Below are 15,412 nucleotides of genomic sequence, written 5' to 3' on the forward strand. Positions count from 1 at the left end.
AGCCTGGGCATGCCCCAACTGCCCGCGCCCGACTTCCCGGACGACGTTCGAGCCCGGCTGGAACGCGACGCCGCCGCGGTCGTCGCCCGTTACCCGGACTCCCGGTCCGCCCTGTTGCCGCTGCTGCATCTCATGCAGGCGGAGGAGGGCCATGTCACCCGCACCGGCATGCGGTTCTGCGCCGACGTGCTCGGCCTGACCACGGCCGAGGTCACCGCGGTGGCCACCTTCTACTCCATGTACCGACGCAAGCCCTCCGGCGACTACCAGGTGGGCGTCTGCACCAACACCCTGTGCGCGGTGATGGGCGGCGACGCGATCTTCGAGGCGCTGCAGGACCACCTCGGCGTGGGCAATGGCGAGACCACCGACGACGGCAAGGTCACGCTGGAGCACATCGAGTGCAACGCGGCCTGCGACTTCGCGCCGGTCGTGATGGTCAACTGGGAGTTCTTCGACAACCAGACCGTCGACAGCGCCAAGCGCCTCGTCGACGACCTGCGCGAGGGAGCCGAGGTCGAGCCCACGCGCGGGGCGCCGCTGTGCACCTTCAAGGAGACCGCGCGGATCCTCGCCGGCTTCCCCGACGAGCGGCCCGGGGCCGTCGAGGCGAGCGGCGGCGCCGGACCCGCCTCGCTGGTAGGCCTCCGCCTGGCCAGGGGAGAGACCGGACCCGCGCGCGTGGTCCATCCACGCGACGGCGGCCCGCACGACGAGCCGCGCGGCACGGTGCACGAGCCGTCACCCACCGAACACCTCAGCTCGCACGACGCGCCGCAGGACACGTCGGCCTCGGACCCCGCCCACCCGGCCGGTCCGGCAGCCGAGGAGGGGGAGTGATGACGTTGGCACCCGAGATCAAGGGCACCAGCCCGGACAAGCTGCTCGCACCCGTGCTGTCGGCCTTCTGGGACGAGGACAGGGCGTGGTCGCTCGACGTCTACCGCAGACACGAGGGCTACGAGGGACTGCGCAAGGCGCTGGCCATGTCACCGGACGAGGTCATCGCGTACGTCAAGGAGTCCGGGCTGCGCGGCCGGGGCGGCGCGGGATTCCCGACCGGAATGAAGTGGCAGTTCATCCCCCAGGGGGACGGCAAGCCGCACTATCTGGTGGTCAACGCCGACGAATCGGAACCCGGAACGTGCAAGGACATTCCGCTCCTCTTCGCGAACCCGCACAGCCTCGTCGAAGGCATGATCATCGCGTGCTACGCCATCCGTTCCTCGCACGCCTTCATCTACCTGCGGGGTGAAGTCGTTCCCGTCCTGCGGCGGTTGCACGAGGCCGTCCGTGAGGCCTACGAGGCCGGCTTCCTCGGCGAGAACATCCTGGGCAGCGGACTCGACCTCGACATCACCGTGCACGCGGGCGCGGGCGCGTACATCTGCGGTGAGGAGACCGCACTGCTCGACTCGCTCGAAGGCCGCCGTGGTCAGCCGCGACTGCGTCCTCCCTTCCCCGCCGTCGAGGGCCTCTACGCGTGCCCCACTGTCGTGAACAACGTCGAGTCCATCGCGTCGGTTCCCGCCATCCTGCACAAGGGCAAGGAATGGTTCCGGTCGATGGGCAGCGAGAAGTCCCCCGGCTTCACGCTCTACTCGCTCAGCGGCCACGTCACGAGCCCCGGCCAGTACGAGGCACCGCTCGGCATCACGCTGCGCCAGCTGCTGGAGATGAGCGGCGGAATGCGCCCCGGACACCGCCTCAAGTTCTGGACACCGGGCGGCTCCTCGACCCCGATGTTCACCGACGAGCACCTCGACGTCCCTCTCGACTACGAGGGAGTGGGCGCCGCGGGTTCCATGCTCGGCACCAAGGCACTCCAGTGCTTCGACGAGACGACCTGCGTCGTACGGGCCGTCACCCGCTGGACCGAGTTCTACGCCCACGAGTCCTGCGGCAAGTGCACCCCCTGCCGCGAAGGCACCTACTGGCTCGTGCAGTTGCTGCGTGACATCGAGGCCGGCAAGGGCGTCATGAGCGACCTCGACAAGCTGAACGACATCGCCGACAACATCAACGGCAAGTCGTTCTGCGCCCTCGGCGACGGCGCCGCCTCGCCGATCTTCTCCTCCCTCAAGTACTTCCGCGCGGAGTACGAGGACCACATCACGGGCCGGGGCTGCCCCTTCGACCCGGCCAAGTCGACCGTCTGGGCCGACAAGGACAAGCACGCGGAGGTGAACGCATGACTGTGACCACCAGCGCTCCCTCCGGCGGAGGCGACGCGGCGGTCCCGCCGGAGGATCTCGTCTCGCTCAAGATCGACGGCATGGACATCAGCGTGCCCAAGGGCACTCTGGTCATCCGGGCCGCCGAACAACTCGGCGTCGAGATCCCCCGCTTCTGCGACCACCCCCTCCTGGACCCGGTCGGCGCCTGCCGCCAGTGCATCGTCGAGGTCGAGGGCCAGCGCAAGCCCATGGCGTCCTGCACGATCACCTGTACGGACGGGATGGTCGTCAAGACCCACCTCACCTCCCCGGTCGCGGAGAAGGCCCAGAAGGGGGTGATGGAGCTCCTGCTCATCAACCACCCGCTGGACTGCCCGGTCTGCGACAAGGGCGGCGAGTGCCCCCTGCAGAACCAGGCCATGTCGCACGGCCACTCCGAGTCCCGCTTCGAGGGCCGCAAGCGCACCTACGAGAAGCCCGTACCGATCTCCACCCAGGTACTGCTCGACCGTGAGCGGTGCGTGCTGTGCGCCCGCTGCACCCGCTTCTCCAACCAGGTCGCCGGCGACCCGATGATCGAACTGGTCGAGCGGGGCGCGCTCCAGCAGGTCGGCACCGGAGAGGGCGACCCGTTCGAGTCGTACTTCTCCGGCAACACCATCCAGATCTGCCCCGTCGGCGCGCTGACCTCGGCGGCGTACCGATTCCGCTCCCGCCCCTTCGACCTCGTCTCCTCCCCGTCGATCTGCGAGCACTGCTCCGGCGGCTGCGCGACCCGCACCGACCACCGGCGCGGCAAGGTCATGCGGCGCCTCGCGGCCAACGACCCCCAGGTCAACGAGGAGTGGATCTGCGACAAGGGGCGGTTCGCGTTCCGCTATGCGCAGCGCCCGGACCGGCTCACCACCCCCCTCGTCCGCAACGCCGAGGGCGTCCTGGAACCGGCGTCCTGGCCGGAGGCCCTGGAGGCCGCCGCCCGCGGACTCCTCGCCGCACGCGGCCGGGCCGGTGTCCTCACCGGCGGCCGGCTCACCGTCGAGGACGCCTACGCGTACAGCAAGTTCGCGCGCGTGGCCCTCGACACCAACGACATCGACTTCCGCGCGCGTGCGCACAGCGGCGAGGAGGCCGACTTCCTGGCCGCCCGCGTCGCCGGCCGCGGTCGTGACCTCGACGGTACGGGCGTCACGTACGCCTCCCTGGAGAACGCGCCCGCCGTGCTGCTGGTCGGGTTCGAGGCGGAGGAGGAGGCGCCCGGCGTCTTCCTGAGGCTGCGCAAGGCCTGGCGTAAGCACAAGCAGCGGGTGTTCTCGCTGGCCACGCACTCCACCCGGGGCCTCGCGAAGGCCGGCGGCACGCTGCTGCCCGCCGCGCCCGGCACGGAGACCGAGTGGCTGGACGCCCTCGCGAGCGGCTTCGGACTGGACGAGGATGGCACCAGGGCGGCCGAGGCGCTGCGCACCGAGGGCGCCGTGATCGTCGTCGGGGAGCGGTTCGCGGCCGTGGCGGGCGGCCTCACCGCAGCCGTACGGGCCGCCTCTCTGACCGGCGCGAAGCTCGTGTGGATCCCGCGCCGCGCCGGGGAGCGGGCCGCCGTCGAGGCGGGCGCGCTGCCCTCGGCGCTCCCGGGCGGCCGCCCGGCGACCGACCCGCGCGCCCGCGCGGAGGTCGCCTCCGCCTGGGGCGTCGCCGAACTCCCCACGCGTTACGGCCGCGACACCGGGCAGATCCTGGAGGCCGCCGCCACCGGCGAACTCGGGGCCCTGGTCGTGGCGGGCGTGGAGGTCGCCGACCTGCCCGATCCGCCGCACGCGCGTGAGGCACTCACCGCGGTGGGCTTCCTGGTGTCGCTGGAACTGCGGCCCAGCGAGGTCACCGACCGGGCGGACGTCGTCCTGCCGGTCGCCGCCGTCGCCGAGAAGGCGGGCACCTTCCTCAACTGGGAGGGCCGCGCGCGGATGTTCGAGGCCGCGCTGAAGCCCGACCAGATGACCCGCCCGGTGGCACCCACCGACGGACGGGTCCTGCAGATGCTGGCCGACGCCATGGACGTCCACCTGGGGCTGCCCGATCTGCGCACCACGCGCACGGAGCTGGAGCGCCTCGGCGGATGGGACGGCGCGCGGGCCAACGAGCCCGTGGAGGTCGCCGCCGGACTGCCGCGCCCGGCCGCCGGAGAGGCCGTCCTCGCCGGACACCGGCTGCTGCTCGACCAGGGGCGCCTCCAGGACGGCGACGACGCCCTCGCCGGCACGCGGCACGCCGCCCACGCGCGCGTGTCCGCCGCCACGGCCGCCGAGGCCGGCGTCAAGAACGGCGACGTCCTCGCGGTGAGCGGCCCCGCCGGGGTCGTCGAACTGCCGCTGCAGATCACCGAGATGCCCGACCGCGTGGTCTGGCTGCCGCTGAACTCCACCGGCTCGGGCGTCGCCTCCGACACCGGGGCGCAGCCCGGCGCACTCGTCCGTATCGGCCCCGCGACGCTCGCCGCCGAGGCCCCCGAGGAGGTGGAGGCATGAGCGCGTACTACCTCGCCGCGGAAGACCTCTCGATGTTCGGCCGCGACCCCTGGTGGCTGGTCGTCGTCAAGGCGGTGTTCTGCTTCGCCTTCCTGATGGTGACCGTGCTGTTCTCCATCGTGTGGGAGCGCAAGGTCGTCGCCTGGATGCAGCTGCGCATCGGCCCCAACCGGCACGGCCCCTGGGGCATGCTCCAGTCCCTCGCCGACGGCATCAAGCTGATGCTGAAGGAAGACGTCATCGTCAAACGCGCGGACAAGGTCGTCTACGTCCTCGCACCGATCGTCGCGGCCATCCCGGCCTTCATGGCGATCGCGGTGATCCCCTTCGGCCCGGCCGGCAACGAGATCTCGATCTTCGGCCAGCGCACCACGATGCAGCTCACCGACCTGCCGATCGCGATGCTCTACGTCCTCGCGGTCGCCTCGGTCGGCATCTACGGCATCGTGCTGGCGGGCTGGAGCTCCGGCTCCACCTACCCGCTGCTCGGCGGCCTGCGGTCCGCCGCCCAGATGATCTCGTACGAGATCGCCATGGGCGCCGCGTTCGCCTCCGTCTTCCTCTACTCGGGGTCGATGTCGACCTCGGCGATCGTGGAGGCGCAGCAGGACCGCTGGTACATCGTGCTGCTGCCGGTCTCGTTCCTGATCTACATCGTGACCATGGTCGGTGAGACCAACCGCGCCCCCTTCGACATGCCGGAGTCCGAGGGCGACCTGGTCGGCGGCTTCAACACCGAGTACTCGTCGATCAAGTTCGCGATGTTCATGCTCGCCGAGTACGTGAACATGGTGACCGTCTCCGCCGTGTCGGTGACGCTCTTCCTCGGCGGCTGGCGGGCCCCCTGGCCCATCAGCACCTTCTGGGAGGGCGCCAACCACGGCTGGTGGCCGATGCTCTGGTTCGTGGTGAAGGTGCAGCTGCTGCTGTTCTTCTTCATCTGGCTGCGCGGCACCCTCCCGCGCGTCCGCTACGACCAGCTGATGAAGCTCGGCTGGAAGGTCCTCCTGCCGGTCTCCGTGGTGTGGCTGATGCTCGTCGCGACCGTACGGACCCTGCGCAACGAGAACTACGACTTCGCCGAGATCGCCCTGTACGTCGCCGGTGCCGTCATCGTGCTGTTCCTGCTCTCCGTCGTCGCCGACATGTTCCGCGACCGGCGCGAGGCCCAGGACCGGCCCGCCGAACCGGCCGCCTTCGACCCGATGGCCGGCGGCTTCCCCGTACCGCCCCTGCCCGGACAGACCCTCCCGCCGGTGCCGCGCAGGCGTCCGCGCCGGGAGCGGGAGCTGATTGTCAGTGGTGGGTCCGATACTGACAGTGACGGATCTTCGAATGGGAGGGAGGCGTCCGATGGCTGAGGAACCGAAAGAGAACAAGCAGGGTTTCCAGAACCCCGTCGCCGGCTTCGGCGTGACCTTCAAGGCCATGTTCAAGAAGCGGCTGACCGAGCAGTATCCGGAGCAGCAGAAGACCACGGCCCCGCGGTTCCACGGCAGGCACCAGCTCAACCGCCATCCGGACGGCCTGGAGAAGTGCGTCGGCTGCGAGCTGTGCGCCTGGGCGTGCCCCGCCGACGCCATCTATGTGGAGGGCGCCGACAACACCGACGAGGAGCGCTACTCGCCGGGCGAGCGGTACGGCGCCGTCTACCAGATCAACTACGCCCGCTGCATCCTGTGCGGCCTGTGCATCGAGGCGTGCCCCACCCGCGCGCTCACGATGACCAACGAGTTCGAACTGGCGGACAGCAGCCGCGCCAACCTCATCTACACCAAGGAGCAGCTGCTCGCCGGGCTGGAGGAGGGCATGGTCGACTCACCCCACTCGATCTTCCCCGGGACCGACGAGCAGGACTACTACCGGGGCCTGGTCACCGAGGCCGCGCCCGGTACGGAGCGGCAGACGGCGGTGTCCAAGGGGGAGAAGCCCCAGGAGGCCGCGTCCACCTTCGGCGAGGACGAGTCGGCGTCGCACAAGGCGGTCGGCCGATGACGGAGCAACTCGCCGCCTACACGACCTCCACCGGCGAGGCCGTCCAGTTCTGGGTGCTCGGCACGGTCGCCGTGATCGGCGCCCTGTGCACCGTCTTCATGAAGCGGGCCGTGCACAGCGCGCTCTGCCTCGCCGGCACGATGGTGATCCTGGCGGTGTTCTACCTCGCCAACGGCGCCTACTTCCTCGGCATCGTGCAGATCGTCGTCTACACCGGCGCGATCATGATGCTGTTCCTGTTCGTGGTGATGCTCGTCGGCGTCACCGCGTCGGACTCCCTGAAGGAGACGATCAAGGGCCAGCGCTGGCTGGCCCTCCTGTGCGGCGCCGGCTTCGGCATCCTGCTGATCGCGGGCATCGGCAACGCCTCCCTGACGGAGTTCAACGGCCTCGGCACGGCGAACGCCGGCGGCAACGTGGAGGGTCTCGCGGCCCTGATCTTCACCGACTACGTGTTCGCCTTCGAGCTGACCGGCGCCCTCCTCATCACGGCCGCCGTGGGCGCCATGGTCCTCACCCACCGTGAGCGCACCGAGCGCGCCAAGACCCAGCGCGAGCTGGCGGAGGAGCGCGTACGCGAGGGCAAGCACCTCCCGCCGCTGCCGGCCCCCGGCGTCTACGCCCGGCACAACGCGGTCGACATCCCGGGTCTGCTGCCCGACGGCACCCCGTCCGAGCTGACCGTGGCCAAGACCCTGCGGGACCGGGGCCAGGTCCGGGACGTGTCGACCGAGGCGCTCAACGACCTCAAGGCCCTGGAGCAGCGCGCCGAGGACCGCCTGGAGCGCACCCACGGCGGAAACGGCGGCAAGAGCGGGGAGGCATCGAAGTGAATCCCGTCAACTACCTGTATCTCGCCGCCCTGCTGTTCACGATCGGCGCCACCGGCGTCCTGATCAGGCGGAACGCGATCGTGGTGTTCATGTGCGTGGAGCTGATGCTCAACGCCTGCAACCTCACCCTGGTCGCCTTCTCCCGGATGCACGGCAATCTCGACGGCCAGATCATCGCCTTCTTCACGATGGTCGTCGCCGCCGCGGAGGTCGTGGTCGGACTCGCGATCATCGTGTCGCTGTTCCGGTCCCGCCACTCGGCCTCGGTCGACGACGCCAGCCTGATGAAGCTGTAAGGGGTCGGAAGAATCGTGGAGAACCTGATTGCGCTGCTGATCGCGGCGCCCCTGCTCGGAGCCGCCGTCCTGCTGTGCGGCGGCCGGCGGCTCGACGCCGTCGGCCACTGGATCGGCACAGCCCTGGCCGCCGCCTCCTTCGTCATCGGTGTCGTCCTCTTCGCCGACATGCTCGGCAAGGAGGCCGAACACCGGGAGATGGGCCAGTACCTGTTCAGCTGGATCCCCGTCGAGGGCTTCCAGGCGGACGTCGCCTTCCAGCTGGACCAGCTGTCGATGACGTTCGTCCTGCTGATCACCGGGGTCGGCTCGCTCATCCACGTGTACTCCATCGGGTACATGGAGCACGACGAGCGCCGCCGCCGTTTCTTCGGCTATCTGAACCTGTTCCTCGCGGCGATGCTGCTGCTGGTCCTCGCCGACAACTACCTGCTGCTGTACGTCGGCTGGGAGGGCGTCGGTCTCGCCTCGTACCTGCTGATCGGCTTCTGGCAGCACAAGCCCAGCGCCGCCACCGCGGCGAAGAAGGCGTTCCTGGTCAACCGCGTCGGTGACGTGGGTCTGTCCATCGCCATCATGCTGATGTTCACCACCTTCGGGACCTTCGCCTTCGGGCCGGTCCTGGCGGCCACCGGTGAGACGAGCGAGGGCAAGCTCACCGCCATCGCCCTGATGCTGCTGCTCGCCGCCTGCGGCAAGTCCGCCCAGGTGCCGCTGCAGTCCTGGCTCGGGGACGCGATGGAGGGCCCGACCCCCGTCTCGGCCCTCATCCACGCCGCGACCATGGTCACCGCCGGCGTCTACCTGATCGTCCGGTCCGCCAACATCTTCAACGGCGCCCCGGACGCGCAGCTCGTCACCACCGTCGTCGGCGCGGTCACGCTCCTCTTCGGTGCGATCGTCGGTTGCGCGAAGGACGACATCAAGAAGGCCCTCGCGGGTTCGACGATGTCGCAGATCGGCTACATGGTGCTGGCCGCGGGCCTCGGTCCCATCGGCTACGTCTTCGCGATCATGCACCTGGTGACGCACGGCTTCTTCAAAGCCGGCCTCTTCCTCGGCGCCGGCTCGGTCATGCACGGCATGAACGACGAGGTCGACATGCGCAAGTACGGCGGCTTGCGGAAGTACATGCCGGTCACCTTCGTCACCTTCGGCCTCGGCTACCTCGCCATCATCGGCTTCCCCGGCCTGTCCGGCTTCTTCTCCAAGGACAAGATCATCGAGGCGGCGTTCGCCAAGGGCGGCACCGAGGGCTGGATCCTCGGCGGCGTGGCCCTGCTCGGCGCGGCCATCACCGCGTTCTACATGACGCGCGTGATGCTGATGACCTTCTTCGGCGAGGAGCGCTGGCGCAACCGGCCCACCGCCTCCCCGGCGGAGCCGGACGTGGAGCCCGCCGCCGAGCACGCGGGCGCGGCTACGTCTGCTCATGTCGCTGCCGCGACGGGGGAGCCGCACCCGCACGAGTCGCCCAGGGTCATGACGATCCCCATGATCGTCCTGGCCGTCGGATCGGTCTTCGGCGGCGCGTACTTCAGCATCGGCGACCGGTTCCTCCACTGGCTGGAGCCCGTCACCGGCCACAAGCACGGGAACCCGCCGATCGGCGCGGCCGCGGTCACCACGGCCACGGTCGCCGTGATGATCATCGGAGTCGGCCTCGCGTGGCTCCAGTACGGGCGCAAGCCCGTCCCCGTCGTCGCCCCGCGCGGATCGCTGCTCACCCGGGCCGCCCGGCGCGACCTCTACCAGGACGACTTCAACCACGTCGTCCTCGTCCGGGGCGGAGAGCACCTCACACGTTCCCTCGTCTACGTCGACCACACCCTGGTCGACGGTGTCGTCAACGGCACGGCGGCCTCGATGGGCGGCCTCTCCGGGCGGCTGCGCCGGATCCAGAACGGCTATGCCCGGTCGTACGCGGTCTCGATGTTCGGCGGTGCTGCGATCCTCATCGCCGCGACCCTGCTGATGAGGGCGGTCTGATACCGATGTCCTTTCCTCTGCTGACAGCGACGGCGGCGCTCCCGGCCCTCGGGGCGATCGCCACGGCCGCCGTCCCGGCCCAGCGGCGCAACGCCGCGAAACTGCTGGCGCTGACCGTCTCGCTGGGCACGCTCGTGCTCGCCGCGATCATCGCGTTCCGCTTCGACCCGGGCGGCGACCGCTACCAGCTCACCGAGTCCCGCGCCTGGATCGCGGACTTCGGGGTGCGCTACGAACTGGGCGTCGACGGCATCGCGGTGGCGCTGATCGCGCTCACCGCCCTGCTGATGCCGTTCATCATCCTCGCGGGCTGGCACGACGCCGACCCGCTGGAGACCGGCAGCAAGAGGTGGCGGCCGACCCAGGGCTTCTTCGCCCTGATCCTGGCCGTCGAGGCGATGGTGATCATCTCCTTCGAGGCCACCGACGTCTTCCTCTTCTACATCTTCTTCGAAGCCATGCTCATCCCGATGTACTTCCTCATCGGCGGCTTCGGCGACCGTGCCCACGAGCACGGCGAGGAGACGGCGGCCACCCAACGGTCGTACGCCGCCGTGAAGTTCCTCCTCTACAACCTGGTCGGCGGCCTGATCATGCTGGCCGCGGTGATCGGCCTGTACGTGGTCGCCGGGAACTTCTCGCTCCCCGATATCGCCGAGGCCCGCGCCAACGGCACGCTGGAGATGGCCACCAACACCGAGCGGTGGCTGTTCCTCGGCTTCTTCTTCGCCTTCGCGGTGAAGGCCCCGCTGTGGCCGCTGCACACCTGGCTGCCCAACGCCATGCAGGAGTCCACGGCCCCGGTCGCCGTCCTCATCACGGCCGTCGTCGACAAGGTCGGCACCTTCGCGATGCTCCGCTTCTGCCTCGGACTGTTCCCCGAGGCCAGCGAGTGGGCGACCCCCGTGATCCTGGTCCTCGCGCTGATCAGCATCATCTACGGGGCGCTGCTCGCGGTCGGCCAGCGGGACATCAAGCGGCTGGTGGCGTACGCGTCGATCTCGCACTTCGGGTTCATCATCCTGGGCATCTTCGCGATGACCAGCCAGGGCCAGTCGGGCGCGACGCTCTACATGGTCAACCACGGCATCTCGACCGCCGCGCTCATGCTGGTGGCGGGCTTCCTGATCTCCCGGCGCGGGTCCCGGCTCATCGCCGACTACGGCGGCGTGCAGAAGGTCGCCCCGGTGCTCGCCGGCACCTTCCTGATCGGCGGCCTCGCGACCCTGTCACTGCCCGGACTCGCCCCGTTCGTCAGTGAGTTCCTGGTCCTGGTCGGCACCTTCGCGCGCTACCCGGTGGTCGGCATCATCGCCACCGTCGGCATCGTCCTCGCCGCGCTCTACGTCCTCGTCCTGTACCAGCGGACGATGACCGGCCCGGTGAAGGCCGAGGTCCAGGGGATGCCCGACCTGAGGGCGCGCGAACTCGTGGTGGTCGCCCCGCTGATCGTTCTGCTGATCTTCCTGGGCGTCTATCCGAAGCCGCTCACCGACATCGTCAACCCGGCGGTCGAGCACACCATGTCCGACGTCCAGAAGAAGGACCCCCAGCCCGAGGTGGAGGCGGCCAAGTGAGCGCATCAGCCGTCCACAGCCTGTGGACAACCGCGGCCGACCCGATCACCAAGATCGACGCGCCGAAGATCGAATACGGGCAGCTGTCGCCCACCCTGATCGTCATCTCTGCGGCGATCATCGGGGTGCTGATCGAGGCCTTCGTGCCACGCAGGTCCCGCTACCACGCCCAGGTGTTCCTCTCCGTCGTCGCCCTCGCCGCGTCCTTCGCCGCGGTCGTCGCCCTCGCGGCCCGCGGCTACGGCACGACGAAGGCCGGCATCGCCGCCATGGGTGCCATCGCCGTGGACGGACCGGCCCTGTTCCTGCAGGGCACGATCCTGCTGGCCGGCATCCTCGGCGTCTTCACCTTCGCCGAACGGCGCCTCGACCCCGAGGCGCACGGCAACAAGGTCGACTCCTTCGCCGCGCAGGCCGCGTCCGTGCCCGGCAGCGACAGCGAGAAGGCGGCCGTGAAGGCCGGGTTCGCCACCACCGAGGTGTTCCCGCTGCTGCTCTTCGCGATCGGCGGCATGCTGATCTTCCCGGCGGCCAACGACCTGCTGACCCTGTTCATCGCCCTGGAGGTCTTCTCCCTCCCGCTGTACCTGCTGTGCGCCGTGGCCCGCCGCAAGCGGCTCTTGTCGCAGGAGGCCGCGGTCAAGTACTTCCTGCTCGGCGCCTTCGCCTCCGCCTTCACCCTCTTCGGCATCGCCCTGCTCTACGGCTACGCCGGCTCGGTGAAGTACGCCACGATCGCCCAGGTCGTCGACGGCACCATCGGCGACATCAACCCCGCCCTCGCCGGCACCATGGGCAACGACGCGCTGCTGCTCATCGGCTCCGCCATGATCGTCATGGGCCTGCTGTTCAAGGTCGGCGCGGTGCCGTTCCACATGTGGACGCCCGACGTGTACCAGGGCGCGCCCACACCGGTCACCGGCTTCATGGCGGCGGCGACCAAGGTGGCCGCCTTCGGCGCGCTGCTCAGGCTCCTGTACGTGGTCCTGCCGGGCCTGCGCTGGGACTGGCGGCCGGTCATGTGGGCCGTCGCCGTCGTCACCATGCTGGGCGGCGCGATCGTCGCCATCACCCAGACCGACATCAAGCGACTGCTCGCCTACTCCTCGATCGCCCACGCCGGGTTCATCCTCGCGGGTGTCATCGCGGCCTCGCCCGACGGCGTCTCGTCCGTGCTGTTCTACCTCGGTGCCTACTCGTTCGTGACGATCGGCGCGTTCGCCGTGGTGACCCTGGTGCGGGACGCGGGCGGCGAGGCGACCCACCTGTCCAAGTGGGCCGGGCTCGGCCGCAGATCGCCCCTGGTGGCGGCCGTGTTCGCGGTGTTCCTGCTGGCCTTCGCGGGCATTCCGCTGACCTCCGGGTTCGCGGGTAAGTTCGCCGTCTTCAAGGCGGCGGCGGAAGGCGGCGCGGGTGCGATCGTCGTGGTCGGTGTGATCTCCTCGGCCATCGCCGCGTTCTTCTACATCCGCGTCATCGTGCTCATGTTCTTCAGCGAGCCGCGCCCCGAGGGGCCGACCGTCGCCGTGCCGTCAGCGCTGACCATGACCGCGATCGCTGTCGGTGTCGCCGTCACGCTGGTGCTCGGCATCGCGCCGCAGTACTTCCTGGACCTGGCGGGACAGGCGGGCGTGTTCGTGCGGTAGCGCTCCGCTCGGTCGGTCGGTCGGACGTGGCGGGACCCGGCTCCTTCTGGGGCCGGGTCCCGTCGTCCGTACGGGGCCGGGTCCCGCTGTCGTCACCCGGCCGGGACCGCCCCGCACGGGTGGAGCCTGTGGATAACTCTGAGGCTGTCGGTGCGGGCGCCTATGGTGGCAGGGGCTGGAGGAAGCACGGGCGGCACAGGACGCACCGGCACGGTACGCACGGGCAGAGGACGCACGGGCGGCACGGGACGCGTGGGCACAGGACGTAAGGGCGCGGGGGACAGGCGATGAGCGGGACGGGCGTGACGAGTGTGATGGCGGACGAAGGCAGGACCACCGAGGCGGACAGCGAGGCGCTGGCCGTACTCCACCGGGTCTTCGGGTACGACGCCTTCCGGGGTGAGCAGGCGGCGGTCATCGAGCATGTGATCGCGGGCGGCGACGCCGTCGTGCTCATGCCCACCGGCGGCGGCAAGTCCCTCTGCTACCAGATTCCGTCCCTGGTCAGACCCGGTACGGGCATCGTGGTCTCCCCACTGATCGCGCTCATGCAGGACCAGGTGGACGCGCTGCGGGCACTGGGCGTCCGCGCCGGCTTCGTCAACTCCACGCAGGACTTCGACGAGCGGCGCCTGGTGGAGGCGGAGTTCCTCGCGGGGGAGCTGGACCTGCTCTACCTCGCCCCCGAGCGGCTGCGGCTCGACGCCACACTCGACCTGCTGGGGCGTGGCAAGGTCGCCGTGTTCGCGATCGACGAGGCGCACTGCGTCTCCCAGTGGGGACACGACTTCCGTCCCGACTACCTGTCCCTCTCCCTGCTCGGCGAGCGCTGGCCGGACGTGCCGCGCATCGCGCTCACCGCCACCGCCACCCGCGCGACGCACCGGGAGATCACCGAGCGGCTGGCCATGCCCCGGGCCCGTCACTTCGAGGCCAGCTTCGACCGGCCCAACATCCAGTACCGGATCGTGCCCAAGGCCGACCCGAAGAAGCAGCTCCTGTCCTTCCTGCGCCAGGAACACCCGGGCGACGCGGGCATCGTCTACTGCCTGTCCAGGAACTCGGTGGAGCGGACGGCGGAGTTCCTGAGCAAGAACGGCGTCGAGGCGGTGCCGTACCACGCCGGGCTCGACGCCGGGACCCGCGCGGCACACCAGTCGCGGTTCCTGCGCGAGGAAGGGCTCGTGGTCGTCGCCACCATCGCCTTCGGCATGGGCATCGACAAGCCCGACGTCCGGTTCGTCGCCCACCTGGACCTGCCGAAGTCGGTGGAGGGCTACTACCAGGAGACCGGCCGCGCCGGCCGCGACGGACTGCCGTCCACGGCATGGATGGCGTACGGCCTCAACGACGTCATCCAACAGCGCAAGATGATCCAGGGCAGCGACGGCGACGAGGCCTTCCGCCGCCGGGCCGCGAGCCATCTGGACGCGATGCTGGGGCTCTGCGAGACCGCCCAGTGCCGCCGGGGACAACTGCTGCAGTACTTCGGCCAGGAACCGCAGGCCGAGGGCTGCGGCAACTGCGACACCTGCCTCGTACCGCCGGAGACCTGGGACGGCACGGTCGCCGCGCAGAAGGTGCTCTCCACGGTGGTGCGGCTGCAGCGGGAGCGCGGGCAGAAGTTTGGCGCCGTGCAGATCGTCGACATCCTGCTGGGGCGGCGGACCGCGAAGGTCATCCAGTTCGACCACGACCAGCTCTCCGTCTTCGGCATCGGCGAGGAACTGCCCGAGGGCGAATGGCGGGGCGTCGTCCGCCAGTTGCTCGCGGAGGGGATCCTCGCGGTCGAGGGCGAGTACGGCACGCTCGTGCTCACCGAGGAGAGCGGGGCGGTGCTGCGGCGGGAGCGGGACGTGCCGCTGCGCAAGGAACCGAAGAAGCCGGTGACCACGCGGTCGGCGTCGTCGTCCTCCTCCGGCCGGGGCGACCGCAAGCCGAAGGCGGCGGTCGAACTCTCCGACGACCTGGTCCCCGTCTTCGAGGCCCTGCGCGCCTGGCGCGCCGACCAGGCCCGCGACCAGGGCGTCCCCGCCTACGTCATCTTCCACGACGCCACCCTCCGCGAGATCGCGGCCACGGCCCCCACGTCCGTCGCCGAACTCGGCACGATCAGCGGAATCGGCGAGAAGAAGCTGGCGACGTACGGGGAGGGGGTGCTGGCGGTGCTGGGTTCCCTGGGCGGAGACGCCGGTGCGGCCTCGGGCCCGGCCTCGGGCCCGGCGGCGGCCTCGGTGCCCGGGAGCACGTCCGGCCCGGCCCCGGAGGGTGACGCTGACACCGACACGGGACAGGACTTCGACTGGCCCGACGAGGAACCGGAGCCCGACCACGACGACTGGGCCTAGAAGGGCTCCCAGGAGGCAAGGCGACCCGATGA

The 15,412-nt window shown here is 70.0% G+C and carries 11 protein-coding genes; all 11 read left to right on the forward strand.

All coding sequences use genetic code 11. The features are described 5' to 3' along the window. Window positions 1-9 precede the first annotated feature (9 nt). Window positions 10-840 (forward strand): NADH-quinone oxidoreductase subunit NuoE, encoded by an 831-nt coding sequence (gene nuoE / locus H4687_RS27080; protein ID WP_046913402.1) that lies wholly within the window; start codon window positions 10-12, stop codon window positions 838-840. After that, window positions 840-2,195 carry an NADH-quinone oxidoreductase subunit NuoF gene (gene nuoF / locus H4687_RS27085; RefSeq protein ID WP_046913393.1) on the forward strand — a complete coding sequence of 452 codons (1,356 nt, stop codon included), beginning with the start codon at window positions 840-842 and terminating at the stop codon, window positions 2,193-2,195. Before nuoE ends, nuoF begins: the two co-directional genes overlap by 1 nt. Then, window positions 2,192-4,696, forward strand: coding sequence for an NADH-quinone oxidoreductase subunit G (locus tag H4687_RS27090; RefSeq protein ID WP_046913392.1), 2,505 nt, complete (start codon window positions 2,192-2,194; stop codon window positions 4,694-4,696). Before nuoF ends, H4687_RS27090 begins: the two co-directional genes overlap by 4 nt. Next, window positions 4,693-6,057: an NADH-quinone oxidoreductase subunit NuoH gene (gene nuoH / locus H4687_RS27095; RefSeq protein ID WP_046913391.1), complete on the forward strand. Its 1,365-nt coding sequence runs from the start codon at window positions 4,693-4,695 to the stop codon at window positions 6,055-6,057. The genes H4687_RS27090 and nuoH overlap by 4 nt, the downstream gene beginning before the upstream one ends. Further along, window positions 6,050-6,691 carry an NADH-quinone oxidoreductase subunit NuoI gene (gene nuoI, locus H4687_RS27100; protein WP_046913390.1) on the forward strand — a complete coding sequence of 214 codons (642 nt, stop codon included), beginning with the start codon at window positions 6,050-6,052 and terminating at the stop codon, window positions 6,689-6,691. The genes nuoH and nuoI overlap by 8 nt, the downstream gene beginning before the upstream one ends. Further along, complete coding sequence (locus H4687_RS27105) at window positions 6,688-7,524, forward strand: NADH-quinone oxidoreductase subunit J (protein WP_046913389.1); 837 nt, start codon at window positions 6,688-6,690, stop codon at window positions 7,522-7,524. Before nuoI ends, H4687_RS27105 begins: the two co-directional genes overlap by 4 nt. Continuing rightward, window positions 7,521-7,820 (forward strand): NADH-quinone oxidoreductase subunit NuoK, encoded by a 300-nt coding sequence (gene nuoK, locus H4687_RS27110; protein WP_005481399.1) that lies wholly within the window; start codon window positions 7,521-7,523, stop codon window positions 7,818-7,820. The genes H4687_RS27105 and nuoK overlap by 4 nt, the downstream gene beginning before the upstream one ends. 15 nt (window positions 7,821-7,835) lie before the next feature. Next, window positions 7,836-9,809 (forward strand): NADH-quinone oxidoreductase subunit L, encoded by a 1,974-nt coding sequence (gene nuoL, locus H4687_RS27115; RefSeq protein ID WP_046913388.1) that lies wholly within the window; start codon window positions 7,836-7,838, stop codon window positions 9,807-9,809. 5 nt (window positions 9,810-9,814) lie between these two features. Continuing rightward, complete coding sequence (locus tag H4687_RS27120) at window positions 9,815-11,386, forward strand: NADH-quinone oxidoreductase subunit M (RefSeq protein WP_046913387.1); 1,572 nt, start codon at window positions 9,815-9,817, stop codon at window positions 11,384-11,386. Further along, window positions 11,383-13,032 carry an NADH-quinone oxidoreductase subunit NuoN gene (nuoN, locus tag H4687_RS27125; protein WP_046913386.1) on the forward strand — a complete coding sequence of 550 codons (1,650 nt, stop codon included), beginning with the start codon at window positions 11,383-11,385 and terminating at the stop codon, window positions 13,030-13,032. Before H4687_RS27120 ends, nuoN begins: the two co-directional genes overlap by 4 nt. Window positions 13,033-13,319: 287 nt before the next feature. Further along, window positions 13,320-15,380, forward strand: coding sequence for a DNA helicase RecQ (gene recQ, locus H4687_RS27130; protein ID WP_046913385.1), 2,061 nt, complete (start codon window positions 13,320-13,322; stop codon window positions 15,378-15,380). Window positions 15,381-15,412 lie beyond the last annotated feature (32 nt).

The sequence above is a fragment of the Streptomyces stelliscabiei genome, from assembly GCF_014873495.1.
Classification (GTDB): Bacteria; Actinomycetota; Actinomycetes; order Streptomycetales; family Streptomycetaceae; genus Streptomyces; species Streptomyces bottropensis.